This is a genomic window from Cyclobacterium sp. SOCE241 (assembly GCF_056867545.1).
This window is the reverse complement of the sequence record NZ_CP149779.1, coordinates 3,678,463-3,692,460: the sequence shown is the minus strand read 5'-3', so window position 1 is coordinate 3,692,460 and position 13,998 is coordinate 3,678,463. Positions and strand designations below refer to the sequence as shown.

Below are 13,998 nucleotides of genomic sequence, written 5' to 3'. Positions count from 1 at the left end.
TGCATTCAGGTGAATGCCTTTATAGGCTGCTTTTGTGTTAATTCTAAATAAATCATATCCAAAATCCCCGCCTCTACTTTTTGGGCAGGTTTCCAGGATGACAGGTTGTAATTAAATCGCAATGCACCGCCTATGGCTAATTCAGGAACTTCCTGTGCTTGGAGGGTATTTAAAGTTGCTTTTCCCATAAGAACAAAGGATAAAAGTATAAGGTATTTACATGCTTTTGGCATAGTGTTATTTATTACCCTTGGGTTTTAAATACTGGAAAGTTGGTTTCCTTTGAATGAATAAAAATTTTCACTTACATTATAAGTGTATGCTCATGTTGAGGTAAACTAATGAAACCTACGTTCCGCCTAATGGCGGATAGGCATACGGTTAATGGTATAGAATTTTGAAGCTGTTTAAATTTTAAAGACCCTTATCCGGTGCAATTATAGCGGGTCCTGAATCATTCTAATATTCCATCATTGCATAGCCCACAATTACTTTGCCATTCAGGGGATTGCTTTTTTAAAATAATTTATTCTTCAGACGCTATTACTTTAATTGGTGGCTTAGATTAAGTTCCTATAGGGATGCACTTTTGGTAGTTGGCCGCTGATGGTTTTTATTGAATTTGTAGACCTAATCTTTAAGTGAAAGGATTATAATTGGTTATCTTTAATTTTCAGTTGAATTAAATGCTATGAAAAGGAAAATTTTAACTTTAATCTTTTTTGCAATACTTGGGTGTAGCGAAGAACAAATGCCAGACAAGCCCAATGATTTACCAACCAATGACATCCAAATTGGAGATCAGATATGGATGGAAAAAAATCTTGATGTAGATACATATAGGAACGGGGATGAAATTTTTCATGCAAAAACCAAAACGATTGGATTACTGCCTACAATGCCAAAATCCCTGCATGGTCATATTATGAGGATTTAGAGGAAAATGGAAAAATTTACGGTAAAATGTATAACTATTATGCTATAACTGACCCTAGAGTTTTAGCTCCAAAGGATTGGCGAATACCTAAGATTGAAGATTGGAATAAACTATTTGAATATAATGGAGGGATTGATAATGCTGGGATAAAACTTAAAAGTGATTCCTTTTGGCTAAAAATACCAGGGACAAACGAAAGTGGTTTTAGCGCACTTCCAGGAGGTGAAAGATATTTAGGTGGTTACTCCGATGGTTTAGGTCAAATTGTTGCCTTTTGGACATCTAGCTTTGATTTTAGCGGACATATTATTTCAGTAGGGATAGTTGATGAAAATTCAAGAGTTTTTATTACATCCACCGACCCCAATATTATACAACCCGGCTCATATATGCCAGGAATATATATTCGGTGCATCAAAGAATAATTAATTTACTAAGTTGCTTGGTTAGATCCCTATGCACCTCACTGACTAACTAAGTAAACTGAGGTTTTTTAAGCTAATAATAGATGAAGTGGCAAGGGATACCCCCCCTTTCTTCTTGTTGACTGTCCCCTAGACTGTCCCCCAAAAAACAAAAACCCCAAATACTAATAGTAGATGGGGTTTTTTTGTAGCCTCGGCAAGAATCGAACTTGCATCTAAAGTTTAGGAAACTTCTATTCTATCCATTGAACTACGAGGCTAAAGATTGATTAAGAAAGGGAGACCAATTGATTTGCAGGAATTTAACCCGCTTAGGGCTGGTCTTTGGGATCTTTTTCCCTTAAAAACATCGCAATTTAAACCATTATTTTTCTATTACGCAAATAAAAATTAGTCTTATTATTCTTTTTGATATTATTACCTTATCTTTGCAGTCCAAAAATTAACGATGGACGGGTTCCATCAATTAACTAAAAGTCAATATAATATGGCAGTAAAAATCAGATTAGCACGTAGAGGTCGTAAGAAAATGGCCATCTATGATGTAGTAATTGCTGATGCTAGGGCTCCACGTGATGGACGCTTTATCGAGAAAATCGGGTCTTACAACCCAAATACTGACCCTGCATCCATTAACATCAACAACGACCGAGCGTTGAAATGGTTGATGAATGGTGCGCAACCAACCGATACTGTGAAAGCAATGCTTTCTTATCGTGGAGTCATGTTAAAGAAACACCTTCAAGTTGGAGTTGTAAAAGGTGCAATTACGCAAGAGCAAGCGGATGAGAAATTCCAATCTTGGTTAGAAGGCAAAGAGAAAGCCATTTCTAGCAAAGTAGAGAAAATTCAAACAGCAAAAGAGAGCGTTAAAAAAGCAGCATTGGAAGCAGAAACTGCTAAAAATCAAGCTCGTCTTGACGCGATCAAAGAAAGAGAAGATGCAGCCAAAGCTGCTGCTGAGGCTGAAGCCAAAGCCGCTGAAGCTGCTGCTGCTCCTGCAGAAGAAGCGCCAGCTGAAGGAGAAGCTCCTGCAGCCGGAGAAGAAGCATCAGAGGACAAAGCATAAACTGATCGACAGCCATGAACAAAGACAATTGTTACCAATTGGGCCATATTGCCAAAGTTCATGGGCTACATGGAGAGGTTTTACTGGTGCTAGATGTTGATTATCCCGATGACTATGAAGGTTTAGGACATGTATTTGTGGAAAATGGTAACAGGTTGGTTCCTTATATTTTGGAGCACATGGTGCCACAGCCCAACAATAGGTTTTTAGCCAAGTTTGAGGAATTTGATCATGTAGACAAAGTTAAGCCCATGGTTGGTTCGGCTTTATACTTGCCGGTTACCGCGCTCCCGGAACTTGATGATGACCAGTATTATTTTCACGAATTGGTGGATTTTCTGGTTGTAGATGAAGAACTCGGGGAGTTAGGGAAAGTTAAGGTGATCTATGATATGGAAACCCAAGACTTGATTGGCATGGAATACAAAGACAGAGAAGTACTTATCCCTTTAAAGGATGAGATCATACAAAAAGTAGATAAGGCAGAGAAAAAGTTTTCTGTCGTTTGCCTGAGGGCTTGGTTGACATTTATCTGGAAGATTGATAGCTGATGCATATTGATATCATAACCGTTTTACCCGGCCTTCTTGAAGGGCCCTTTTCTCATTCAATTTTGAAGAGGGCTGAAGAAAAAGGTTTGGCAAAAGTGGAAGTTCATGATCTAAGAACCTATGGTATTGGTAAGCAAAAGACTGTAGATGGTTATGCCTTTGGTGGTGGTGCCGGAATGGTCATGATGATTGAGCCCATAGCCAATTGTATCAATTCCTTAAAAAAATTAAGGGATTATGATGAAATTATCTACATGACGCCTGATGGAGAAACGTTTAACCAAGGAATGGCCAACTCCTTGTCATTGAAAAAAACCTTATCATTCTTTGCGGCCATTATAAGGGCGTAGATGAAAGGGTAAGGGAACATTTCATTACCAAGGAAATCAGTATAGGTGATTTTGTGCTTTCGGGGGAGAACTTCCTGCAGCCTTAATTGCTGATGCGATTATTAGGTTACTTCCAGGTGTTTTGAATGATGAAACTTCTGCTTTGACAGATTCTTTCCAGGATGGCCTTTTGGCACCTCCGGTTTTTACCAGACCTGCAGATTATGCAGGATGGAAAGTACCCGAGGTATTGCTTTCGGGACATGCTGCTAAGATAGAGTCATGGAGGTTTGAACAATCGGTACGTCGCACTCGCGAAAGGAGGCCTGATTTAATGCAGGGAGAATACTCCGAAGAGAATGACGATAATAATATAGAACGAAAAGATAATTAAGGATGCTTATAAAGTATCCAGGAAAGCGATAAGCAAAATAGTAAAGCAATGAGCGAACTACTTATTAAATTCGTAGAACAGGAGTACAAGGACGTAAGGTCCAAATTTCCGTCTTTTAAGGCAGGAGATACTATCAATGTTCACGTAAAAATTACTGAGGGTACTAAAGAAAGGGTACAGCAGTTTCAAGGAACCGTGATTCAAAGGAAAAATGTTAATACCAATGGTGAAACTTTTACCGTAAGGAAAATTTCTAATGGTATTGGTGTAGAAAGAATATTCCCAATCATCTCTCCAAGCATAGAAAAAATTGAGGTCTTGAGAGAAGGTAAAGTAAGAAGAGCTAGATTATTCTACTTGCGAGGAAGACATGGTAAGTCCGCAAGGATTAAAGAAAAAATCAGGGTAAAAAAATAATTACTTTGACTATTAAATTTTAAAAAGGGAACCGAAAGGTTCCCTTTTTTTATGATACTATAACATTTCAATTTTTTAATCTCACTCCATAGTAAATAAGCTTTTGTGTTGATCCTTCCATGTAAAATTTTATACAAACAGGATAGAGCAGGATAGTCATTTGGTTTATTTTAAGTTTATTTCATTACGATAAGTATTGTTAAAATTTTCAATAAAACCCAAATAATTATGAGCAAACGATATGATTGGATGCAATCCTATCTTCGAATCCTTATGGCTTTTCTGATGTTAATGTTTGTCACGACAGGTTATTCCCGTCAGGCAAGCCAGGTCTCAGGAAAAGTGGTAAGTGTAGATGATAATGAACCATTACCGGGCGTGTCTATTCTGGTGAAGGGGACGAGTCGGGGAACTGTCACAAATATGGAGGGAGAATTTTCTGTTCAGGCAGCCCCCGGTGATATGCTTACGGTAAGTTTTATAGGTTTCGAAACCCAAGAGGTGGCAATCTCCGGTGGTCGAACCAACTATGAAATCTCTATGGAATCTTCCATGGGAGACCTTGGAGAAGTAGTGGTGGTGGGGTATGGATCCCAAAGAAAAGCCGACATTACATCAGCAGTCTCTGTAATCAATATGGACAATATTGGAGAAGTGCCCACCACCAATGTCTCAAGGTTGTTGCAGGGCCAGGCAGCAGGGGTACAGGTAAGGCAAAATTCAGGAAGACCCGGGGAAGAAATGGAAGTGACCATTAGGGGATAGGCTCATTAGGAGCCGGAAGTCAACCGCTATACGTGGTGGATGGATTTCCTGTAGGCACTTCATTGGGTCAAAGCCTCAATCCGTCAGATATAGAGAGTATGACAGTATTAAAAGATGCGGCATCCACTGCTATCTATGGCGCAAGAGGCTCCAATGGTGTAATATTGATCACCACAAAATCTGCCAAGGAAGGAACTGTAAATCTTGATTTTGTAGTCAATCAAGGCGTACAGAATATCCCTGATGGAAGAAGAACCAAAATGATGAATGGGGTTGAGTTTGCTCAATTTAAACATGATAGTTTCGTAGACAGAATCAGGTATTTCGAAAATAGAGAACCTGCCATCGAAGAAGTTCCTTTGGAATTTCGCTATCCGGAACAAACAACGGTATCCACAGATTGGTTTGATGAAATACTCAACCAAAATGCAAGGTTTCAGAATTACAATGTGACACTTTCCTCCGGTAAAGGGGGGATCCGTTCTCTGGTGTCCGTAGGCTATATCAATCAGGAAGGCGCAGTAATTGAAACCGGATTTGAACGATTCAATGTAAGAGCAAATATAGGAGGTAAAATCAACGATTTTATAACTATGGGCTGGAATATCGCTGCCTCTCGTTCCAATGAAGACTATGCCTCTACCAATGGTAGAAGTGCCTTGATCGGGCGAGCATTGTGGGCAGATCCCAGGTATCCTGTTTACAATGAAGACGGTAGCTTCAATAATTATATTGGCGGTACCAATGGCGTGTTTGGTACCGCCAATGTAGTACAGGAATTGCATGAAATGGAACGCACCCTTTCAGAAAACAACCTTTTAACCAATGGTTTCTTAGAATTTTCTTTTTTAAAAAATTTTAAATTTAGGACTTCGGTAAACGCCATCCTTGACAACACCGAACAAAAAGAATTCAGGCCTTCTACCTTGGCAGGAACAGGATTTAATCAGGCGCCACCCAGAGAGGCTACTTTGTACCAAAGAAGAAATGAAACACTGAATATAGCGGCAGATCAATTGCTGTCTTACAGTAAAATTCTTGGAAACCATAGAGTGGATGGTTTGCTAGGTTTTTCAGTACAGGAAGAGACTTACAAGTACTTACAGGGGAATGGTAATGAATTTCCCAATGATCAGGTTACCTATTTAAGCGCAGCAATTAGGCAAACTTCCACCTCAGGAGAAGCGGATTGGAGTCTAATGGCTTATTTTGCTAGGGCCAATTATAGCTTTAATGATAAATACCTGCTCTCTGCTTCTTTTAGAAGGGAAGGAAGCTCTAGGTTTGGTGCCAATAATAAATGGGGGAATTTTCCTGCTTTTTCTGCAGGTTGGCGGATTTCTGAAGAATCATTTATGCCTGAGACCCGCTGGATAACCGACATGAAATTAAGGGCCAGCTTTGGAGTTACGGGTAACAATGCGATTGGTAACTATTCAAGTTTGTCCAATATGGCCATTTCAAATTATGTATTGGGGGCAGCATTGCCAATGGCCAGATCCTTTCCAATTTTGCCAATGCCAATTTGGGTTGGGAACAATCCCAACAAACAGATATAGGTTTGGATTGGGCGATGTTTGACAATAGGCTTATTCTAACTGCAGAATATTACAATCGACTAACCAACAACATGCTTCTTTCCGTGGAAATGCCTGTGATTTCCGGATTTACCCAATCTTTAGACAATGTGGGGAAAGTTCAAAACAGAGGACTTGAGTTGGCTTTGGACTACAGAACCATGATCAATCAAGTAAACATTAGATCAAACGTGAATTTGACCATCAATAGAAATAAGGTTTTGGAAATTAGAGGTGAAAATGATGAAATCTGGGCAGGTGGGTTCTATAGTACATATAATGTAGCGCAAGTTGGAAGACCATTGGCCATGTTTCATGGCTTCAAAATGGTAGGCATTTTTAATACGGACGCTGAAATTGAAGCTTGGCCGGATCAAGATGGCGCTGTCCCCGGCACTTATAAGTATTTTGATGCCAATGGGGACGGGGTAATCTCCTATGACCAACAGGACATGATAGAGATAGGTAATCCACATCCGGATTATATTATAGGCTATACATTGGGAGGAGATTATAAGAATTTTGATTTTAACCTCATGTTTACCGGGGCATTCAATTACGATGTTTTTAGAAACATTGAGGCTACAACCATGAATATGGATGGGGTGTTCAACATCCTTCAATCCGGTGTTAATCGCTGGAGGTCTGCTGAAAATCCGGGAGATGGAAGAGGAGCGACTACCAATACTTGGAAATGGCAGCGTGAATCAAACTCCAGGTATGTGTATGATGCTAGCCATGTATGGTTGCGAAATATAACCTTGGGATATACCATACCTAAGAACCCTGTAGTTCCTCATGCTCGGGTGTTTTTCAGTGCTGAGAATCCATTTTTATTTACTTCGTTTCCCGGTACCAATCCGGAAGTCAACACCAGGGGAGGTATCAATATAGGGGTAGATGATGAAGCTTATCCAATGCCTAGAACTTTCACTTTAGGTGCAACAGTAAGATTCTAAATCATTAAATGACTTAAGACATGAAAAGATACATTAATACATTATTCATTGGCCTGGGTGTTTTATTAGCTAGCACATCCTGTGATGATGAATTTCTAAATAAAACCGATCCTACCGTATTGGTGTCGGATAATTTTTATCAGACAGAAACACAACTTATACAAGCTGTAAATGGTGTGTACGGTCAATTGCGGCCGTGGCATTTGAATCAATGGCAGTATACGGAGTTTATTTCCGACAATACCACCCTTCATTTTAATCCGGGAAATAGGGGGAATGGCCCAAGTCTGGAAGCCTTGGAGTTTTGGCAATACAATCCCGCAACTTCAAATATTACCAACTTATACAACAGTACCTACGGTATTATGGTCAATGTGAATACTAGCTTGAGCAAGCTGCCTGAATCCAATGCTTCGGATGCGATAAAAAATAGGTCTGAAGGGGAATTAAAAATGATTCGGGCATACCTTTATTTTCATTTGGTACAGCATTTTGGAGATGTGATCGTCATTACAGAGCCTGTGAGCTCCCCTGCCGAAGCCTTTGAATACAATAGGACTCCTGTGGAAGCTGTTTACCAGCAAATCCTTTCAGATTTGAATGATGCAGTAGCTTTGTTACCTCCAAGTTACGGTTCGGATGATATTGGCCGTGTAACCAAAGGAGCAGCTTTGAGTTTGCTGGGTAAGGTACCCTGAAAAGCAGAAGCCATAATGCCTTGACTCAGGTTCTCTTTAGGTTATGCCTTGCTTCAGGACTATGAGGCAATTTTCGATCGCAAAACAAAAATCACCAAGAATCTATTTGGGATATTCAGTATCAAGGAGACAATCAATTTGGGGTAGGTAGCAATTTCATTTACACCTTTGCACCAAGGGAGTCAGTGGGTGCAGTCATCGATTTTCCCGGTCAAGATGGCGGAGGATGGAACACGCCTACCAATGAAATAATTGCCTTGTATGAGGAAGGAGATTTAAGAAAAGAGGTGTCTTTGAAAGAAGGCTATACCAGCCTTGATGGGAGTTATATAGGTTGTGCCTTATATCAATAAGTTTCATCATCCACATTCCATCAGAGGGGTTACCAATGACAATTGGCCTGTAATCAGGTATGCTGATGTTTTGTTAATGCTTGCAGAAGCTATTAATGAAGTGGAAGGCCCCACAGGAACAGCCTTAGGGTATTTGAATGAGATTCGAGACAGGGCCGGTTTGGAGCCTGTAAATAGTTTGGGTAAGGATGCGTTCAGAGAAGTGCTCCTCAATGAGCGAAGAATAGAGCTGGCCTTTGAGAACCATCGCTGGTTTGATTTAAAAAGAACAAAGACAGAAAGTGAGTTGGTAAATCTGCTCAATGCCTATGGCCTAAGAGAAAGAGCAAATCCTACCACCTCCAGAGAGGGAATTCCCTTTTCAAACAATGACTTTATTTTTGAGGCTCATGAGATTTTATTTCCAATTCCTCAGGATCAAATGAGAATAAATTCTTCATTGGTACAAAACCCCGGTTATTAATTTTCATCTTTTTTATGGGCTTCGGACGACTATTGGTTGCCGAAGCCCCAATTTTTTAAAAAGCCTGTTCAGAATATTTATTTATTCGCTTGGACTGATTGTTTGTCTTTAACTGTAAAATTTTTCTTTTTAAAGATAATCAAAATTAAATTTTTTTATTCACTTTCTTTTAGCCAAACTATGATATACCTATCTGAATTATAGGGGAAAAGGTTGGTTTGTTTTTTCAGCACAGTACAGGACAGTTTTGGAGAAAATAAGGGTTTTATTGTAATTAAATTCATCATTAAACTGATGAATGAGTCAATTATCCCACTCAATTTAACCTATTAATTATGAAAAAAATTGTTACCAATTTTTGGATAGCAAGCAGTTATTTTCCCTTTTAGCTGCTATGTTATTGAGTTTCGCTTCATATGCGCAAAGCACCATTTCTGGTGTGGTACGCTCAGAAGGCGATAACGAAACAATACCGGGAGTGTCGGTATTGGTAAAGGGAACAACCCGAGGAACTGTGACAGACCTAGATGGAAAGTTTCAGGTAGAAGCTGCTGCAGGCGAAGTCCTTTCAGTAAGCTATATCGGGTACGCGACCAAGGAAATCACTATTCAGGGTGGTCAAACGCAATATGACATTACACTAGCCTCATCCATGAGTGACTTGACAGAAGTTGTAGTGGTTGGATATGGTAGTCAGTTGAAAAAGGAGATTACCGGTTCAGTGCAAACCATAGACGGAGATGACTTGATGGATATTCCGGCTACTCAGATAGCTCAGAAGCTTCAAGGTCAACTTGCCGGTGTACAGATCAACCAGACCACCGGTAGACCGGGTCAGGGCATGAATGTCCGTATCAGAGGGCAACTGTCCGTTTCCGCAGGAAGTGATCCATTGTACGTAGTAGATGGGTTTCCTATAACAGGTGATATTTCTACGTTAAATCCGGATGAAATTCAGGATATTACCATATTGAAAGATGCTGCATCTACTTCTCTTTATGGTTCAAGGGCTGCAAATGGGGTGGTCTTGATCACTACCAAAAGAGGAAAAGAGGGGCAATCTTCCGTTTCTCTAAATGTGTACAGGGGGTTACAAAATGTTCCTCATTACAACCGCTTGGAGATGATGGATGCTGTTGAGTTTGCTCAGTTCAAGAAAGAGTATTACGAAGATGCAGGAAGACCTGTTCCTGAAATGTTTCAAAATCCCTCTGAATATGAAGGGAAAACCCAAGACTGGTACGATGCTTTGTTGCAGACCGCGCCCATTTCAAATTACAATTTAACCATCAATTCCAATACAGAAAAAATGAGAACATCTGTAGTGGCAGGTTATTTTGATCAGGAAGGTGTTGTGTTGAATACAGATTATGAACGATTTTCATTAAGGATCAATTCTGACTATAAAGCTTCTGAGAAAATTTCTATGGGGTTCAATATTGCTCCGCAGTATGTACGGGACAATACCCCTAGAACAGATGGTTCAAGAGGTACAGGTATATTGTTCAATGCTTTACATGCTTGGCCAAATATGCCTATATATGATGATAATGGTGAATTGACGTATTATAATAGATTCCCAAGTGAGACGGGTAATATCTTTGCCTATCCAAATTATGTGCGTTCAGCCTTGGAAATTACCAATGAGACCAAGCAGACCAATTTACTTTCTAATGCCTATGTTCAATACGAACCAATTGAAGGCTTAGTAGTCAAATCTACTATAAATGCCGAAATTAGAAACAGTAAATTTTTCAATTTCACCCCTTCCACTGCCTCTGCAGGTATAAACATTGCACTTCCTGCAGTAGCATCATCCATTAGGGATCATTATGAAAATTTCAGCTGGTTGAATGAAAATACTGTAACCTATTCAAAATCGATCAACGATCACAATTTCCAGCTCTTGGGTGGGTTTACCAATCAGAAATTTAGAAGAGAGCGAACGAGAGTTGCTGCAGATACTTATGCAGATGACAGACTTCCTACCATTCAAGGTGCGATCAATATCAATAGAGGAGGTACCCTATCTGATGTTCAAGAATGGTCATTGACCTCTTTTCTTTCTAGGTTGACTTACAACTTTAAGGGCAAATACCTGATGACAGCAGCCATTCGAGCAGATGGTTCTTCCAGATTTGGTGCAGAAAATCGCTGGGGTGTATTCCCTTCAGTATCGGCCGGTTGGGTGTTGTCTGATGAAGGTTTCTTGAATACAAGTGATAAAGTCTCTTTTGCAAAGATTAGAGGTAGTTTTGGGGTAACAGGTAACAACAATATTGGTAACTATACCCAATACGCCTTGGTTAACAACACCGTAAATGCTGTATTTGACAATACAGTAGTGCCGGGAGCAGCAATTACATCATTGTCTAATCCATATTTAGGTTGGGAAACAACCAGGCAATTTGATATAGGGCTTGATTTGGGCTTGTTTGATGATCGGATTACTTTCATTTATGATTTTTACTCTAAAAACACGACCAACCTTTTATACAATGTGCAGATTCCTCAGGAAGCCGGTTTTGGAAGCTTCACAGATAATATTGGGGAGATCAAGTTCTGGGGACATGAATTTTCTATCTCTTCTAGGAATACAGAAGGAAGACTTGTTTGGACAACCAATGCCAACATCTCTTTCAATAGAAATAGAGTAGAAGCTTTGGCTGAAGGGATTGATAGGGTTTATGGATCATACCATATCACTCAGGTAGGACAGCCTTTCGGTCAGTTTTATGGTTTGAACAAGTTAGGAAATTATATGGACCAAGAAGATCTGGATAATTCACCACAAGTTCCGGGTAGATCCACTGTGGGATCCATTAAGCTTGAAGATGTTAACGGTGATGGTATCATCAGCATTGGTGGTGACAATGATGACAGGACAATCATAGGAAATCCATTCCCTGACTTCACTTATGGCATTACCAATAACTTTACTTATGGTAAGTGGGATTTAAGTATCATTGCTTCAGGGTCCTATGGAAATCAATTGTACATGAGACACCTGTATAGTACTGCCAATTTAGATGGGGTATTTAATATGGTGGCAAAGGCTACCGATCGCTTCCGTTCTCCGGAGGATCCTGGTGAAGGAATTTTCGGAACCACAGTGGGTGGTGGTAATGTGACAGGTATTGAAAGAGATTGGGCCAACAGTAATTTTGTTTGGGATGCTTCTTTCTTCTCTATCAAAAACATTACCCTTGGATATGATATTGGCAAAATTGCCAACGTTGTGAAAGCTGCCAGATTATATGCCTCCGTACAAAATGTCTATATTTTTACGCCATACTGGGGTGGTGGTAATCCTGAAGTTAGTCAAGATAATGGTAGTGGAGATGGTGGAAACCTTAGCCCTGGTGTAGATCTTACCGGTTACCCTGTTCCACGTACCTTCACCATTGGTGCAAACATCACATTCTAATCAGGCTTTTTATCTTAATTTGATTAAAAATGAAAAAAATAAATATATACATTGTGCTCTTGGGTATCATGTTGTCAAGTTGTGAAGAATTCTTGACCCTCGCTCCCGAAACTGCACTCAGTTCAGCTACCTTTTATAAGACAGAGGCGGATTTTGAACAAGCCGTTAATGCAACCTACGCGCCTCTTCGCAGTATTGCTGATGACCGTTCTTGGTTATTGTCCGAAATGCGTTCGGACAATACGATATATGCAAGGAATATTAATTTTGGTGCCACAGAGCAGCAAGAGGATATTTCTGACCACGCCTTGCCGGAAGCCCAAGGAATTACTTCTAATGGACATGTTCTCAATCAGTACCGACAGGACTATTTGATCATCGCAAGAGCCAATCAAATTCTTTCGGTTATTGATGAGGTAAAATTTGACCAGACAAGTAAGGATAACCTAAAAGGACAGGCCCTTTTCCTAAGAGGCTATGCCTATTATGAGTTGGCGAGGTATTTTGGTGGAGTGCCACTTCACCTGGACCCGGTCACTGCTCGTGAAGAAGCTGCATTGCCTGTTACGCCTGAAGCTGAAATATACAATCAGCTTATCAGTGATATTCAGGCATCTATTGCATTGCTTCCAACTCGCTCCAACCAAGGCGTGGGTAGAGCTTCAAAGGGAGCTGCACAGATGTTGTTAGCAGATGTGTACATTACCCAAAAGAAATGGGCGGAAGCAGAAACCCTTTTGAATGCCATAGTTAGCAGTGGTGAGTATGAACTTATTGGAAATTATGAAGATGTGTTTTCCGAAAGTGTGGGCAATAAAAATAACATCGAGTCTCTGTTTGAAGTACAGTACCTTGAAGGTCCTGAAGGCTTGAATGGAAACTTTTTGTACAGCTTTATGCCAAGACCAATTTCACCGCAGGAGTTACAGCCTATTACCGGAACTTCAAATACCCAAGGGCTGGATGGAGAAGGAAACAATATTCCTACACCCGATATTATTGCTGCCTACGAAGATGGTGATTTAAGAAAAGATGCATCCATTGCTTACGTGGAGATTGCAGGAAGTGACAGAGATGATAAGGTCTACCCTTACATTAAAAAATATGCTAAAGCCCATGATTTACATGGAAACCATGGCATGAGTTGGCCTATTTATCGCTATGCTGAAGTTTTACTTTTCTTGGCAGAAGCCTTGAATGAGCAGGGTAAAACTGCTGAAGCAGCGGCTTACCTTAATCAAATCAGAGATAGAGCTGGTTTGGCAGCTACTACCGCTTCAAGTCAGAGCGATATGAGAGAGGCGATCTTTAAGGAGAGAAGAGTAGAATTTGCATTTGAAAACAAGAGATGGTTTGATATCACCAGAGCCGACAGGGTTCAGGAGATCATAGGTGCTTTTGGTCAAAGAGCTGTAGCCAACCCATTGGATTATTATTATCCTGAAGGGCATACGTTTAGAGATCATGCATTTTCAAACATCACCAAATATTACGCATTGCCTGCAGCTGAAGCGGAGATAACCCCTCACTTCTAAGTAGGTTTGTACTTCAATTTAAACCTCAAAAAGGGTTTAAGGTACAACGGAAAGCGACAGAGCTTTCCGTTGTTTTTTGGGTTTTTATGACCAAAGGTT

13 protein-coding genes, 1 tRNA gene and 2 pseudogenes are annotated in these 13,998 nt (G+C 40.1%); 14 read left to right on the top strand and 2 right to left on the bottom strand.

What is annotated here, in order from left to right; all coding sequences use genetic code 11:
- Positions 1–5: 5 nt before the first annotated feature.
- Complete coding sequence (locus WG932_RS18370) at positions 6–188, bottom strand: hypothetical protein (RefSeq protein ID WP_483084936.1); 183 nt, start codon at positions 186–188, stop codon at positions 6–8.
- Between the two features lie 503 nt (positions 189–691).
- Between WG932_RS18370 and WG932_RS18365 the strand changes: the two genes are divergently transcribed.
- On the top strand, positions 692–937 hold the full coding sequence (locus WG932_RS18365) for a hypothetical protein (protein WP_483084935.1): 246 nt from the start codon (positions 692–694) through the stop codon (positions 935–937).
- Complete coding sequence (locus WG932_RS18360; RefSeq protein ID WP_483088680.1) at positions 886–1,362, top strand: fibrobacter succinogenes major paralogous domain-containing protein; 477 nt, start codon at positions 886–888, stop codon at positions 1,360–1,362. The genes WG932_RS18365 and WG932_RS18360 overlap by 52 nt, the downstream gene beginning before the upstream one ends.
- A 188-nt stretch (positions 1,363–1,550) precedes the next feature.
- Here the strand turns inward: WG932_RS18360 and WG932_RS18355 are convergent.
- A tRNA-Arg gene (locus WG932_RS18355) sits at positions 1,551–1,622 on the bottom strand.
- A 227-nt stretch (positions 1,623–1,849) separates the two neighbouring features.
- Between WG932_RS18355 and WG932_RS18350 the strand changes: the two genes are divergently transcribed.
- The 12 genes and pseudogenes from WG932_RS18350 to WG932_RS18295 all read left to right on the top strand — a co-directional run bounded on the left by WG932_RS18350 (position 1,850) and on the right by WG932_RS18295 (position 13,899).
- Complete coding sequence (locus tag WG932_RS18350) at positions 1,850–2,431, top strand: 30S ribosomal protein S16 (RefSeq protein ID WP_014019444.1); 582 nt, start codon at positions 1,850–1,852, stop codon at positions 2,429–2,431.
- Positions 2,432–2,445: 14 nt separating this feature from the next.
- Positions 2,446–2,975, top strand: a pseudogene (rimM, locus tag WG932_RS18345) (ribosome maturation factor RimM).
- A gap of 6 nt (positions 2,976–2,981) precedes the next feature.
- A pseudogene (gene trmD / locus WG932_RS18340) lies at positions 2,982–3,705 on the top strand (tRNA (guanosine(37)-N1)-methyltransferase TrmD).
- Positions 3,706–3,753: 48 nt separating this feature from the next.
- Positions 3,754–4,122 carry a 50S ribosomal protein L19 gene (gene rplS / locus WG932_RS18335; protein ID WP_014019441.1) on the top strand — a complete coding sequence of 123 codons (369 nt, stop codon included), beginning with the start codon at positions 3,754–3,756 and terminating at the stop codon, positions 4,120–4,122.
- A gap of 228 nt (positions 4,123–4,350) precedes the next feature.
- Entirely contained in the window at positions 4,351–4,887 is a 537-nt protein-coding gene (locus tag WG932_RS18330; protein WP_483084934.1) for a carboxypeptidase-like regulatory domain-containing protein, read from the top strand.
- 32 nt (positions 4,888–4,919) lie between these two features.
- Positions 4,920–6,446 (top strand): TonB-dependent receptor plug domain-containing protein, encoded by a 1,527-nt coding sequence (locus tag WG932_RS18325; RefSeq protein ID WP_483084933.1) that lies wholly within the window; start codon positions 4,920–4,922, stop codon positions 6,444–6,446.
- Positions 6,413–7,423 carry a TonB-dependent receptor domain-containing protein gene (locus tag WG932_RS18320; RefSeq protein WP_483084932.1) on the top strand — a complete coding sequence of 337 codons (1,011 nt, stop codon included), beginning with the start codon at positions 6,413–6,415 and terminating at the stop codon, positions 7,421–7,423. The genes WG932_RS18325 and WG932_RS18320 overlap by 34 nt, the downstream gene beginning before the upstream one ends.
- Positions 7,424–7,443: 20 nt before the next feature.
- Positions 7,444–8,121 (top strand): RagB/SusD family nutrient uptake outer membrane protein, encoded by a 678-nt coding sequence (locus WG932_RS18315; RefSeq protein WP_483084931.1) that lies wholly within the window; start codon positions 7,444–7,446, stop codon positions 8,119–8,121.
- A gap of 185 nt (positions 8,122–8,306) precedes the next feature.
- Complete coding sequence (locus WG932_RS18310; protein ID WP_483084930.1) at positions 8,307–8,474, top strand: hypothetical protein; 168 nt, start codon at positions 8,307–8,309, stop codon at positions 8,472–8,474.
- The gene (locus WG932_RS18305; protein WP_483084929.1) at positions 8,458–8,937 is read left to right on the top strand and encodes a RagB/SusD family nutrient uptake outer membrane protein; all 480 of its coding nucleotides are present in this window, start codon (positions 8,458–8,460) and stop codon (positions 8,935–8,937) included. The genes WG932_RS18310 and WG932_RS18305 overlap by 17 nt, the downstream gene beginning before the upstream one ends.
- Positions 8,938–9,331: 394 nt before the next feature.
- Positions 9,332–12,364, top strand: coding sequence for a SusC/RagA family TonB-linked outer membrane protein (locus tag WG932_RS18300; protein WP_483088679.1), 3,033 nt, complete (start codon positions 9,332–9,334; stop codon positions 12,362–12,364).
- Positions 12,365–12,393: 29 nt separating this feature from the next.
- Positions 12,394–13,899: a RagB/SusD family nutrient uptake outer membrane protein gene (locus tag WG932_RS18295; protein WP_483084928.1), complete on the top strand. Its 1,506-nt coding sequence runs from the start codon at positions 12,394–12,396 to the stop codon at positions 13,897–13,899.
- Positions 13,900–13,998: the final 99 nt, after the last annotated feature.

Coding starts and splice junctions, on each gene's coding strand:
- WG932_RS18365 (WP_483084935.1), top strand. CDS start 692: ATGAAAAGGAAAATTTTAACTTTAATCTTTTTTGCAATACTTGGGTGT.
- WG932_RS18300 (WP_483088679.1), top strand. CDS start 9,332: ATGTTATTGAGTTTCGCTTCATATGCGCAAAGCACCATTTCTGGTGTG.
- WG932_RS18350 (WP_014019444.1), top strand. CDS start 1,850: ATGGCAGTAAAAATCAGATTAGCACGTAGAGGTCGTAAGAAAATGGCC.
- WG932_RS18295 (WP_483084928.1), top strand. CDS start 12,394: ATGAAAAAAATAAATATATACATTGTGCTCTTGGGTATCATGTTGTCA.
- rplS (WP_014019441.1), top strand. CDS start 3,754: ATGAGCGAACTACTTATTAAATTCGTAGAACAGGAGTACAAGGACGTA.
- WG932_RS18370 (WP_483084936.1), bottom strand. CDS start 188: ATGGGAAAAGCAACTTTAAATACCCTCCAAGCACAGGAAGTTCCTGAA.
- WG932_RS18315 (WP_483084931.1), top strand. CDS start 7,444: ATGAAAAGATACATTAATACATTATTCATTGGCCTGGGTGTTTTATTA.
- WG932_RS18330 (WP_483084934.1), top strand. CDS start 4,351: ATGAGCAAACGATATGATTGGATGCAATCCTATCTTCGAATCCTTATG.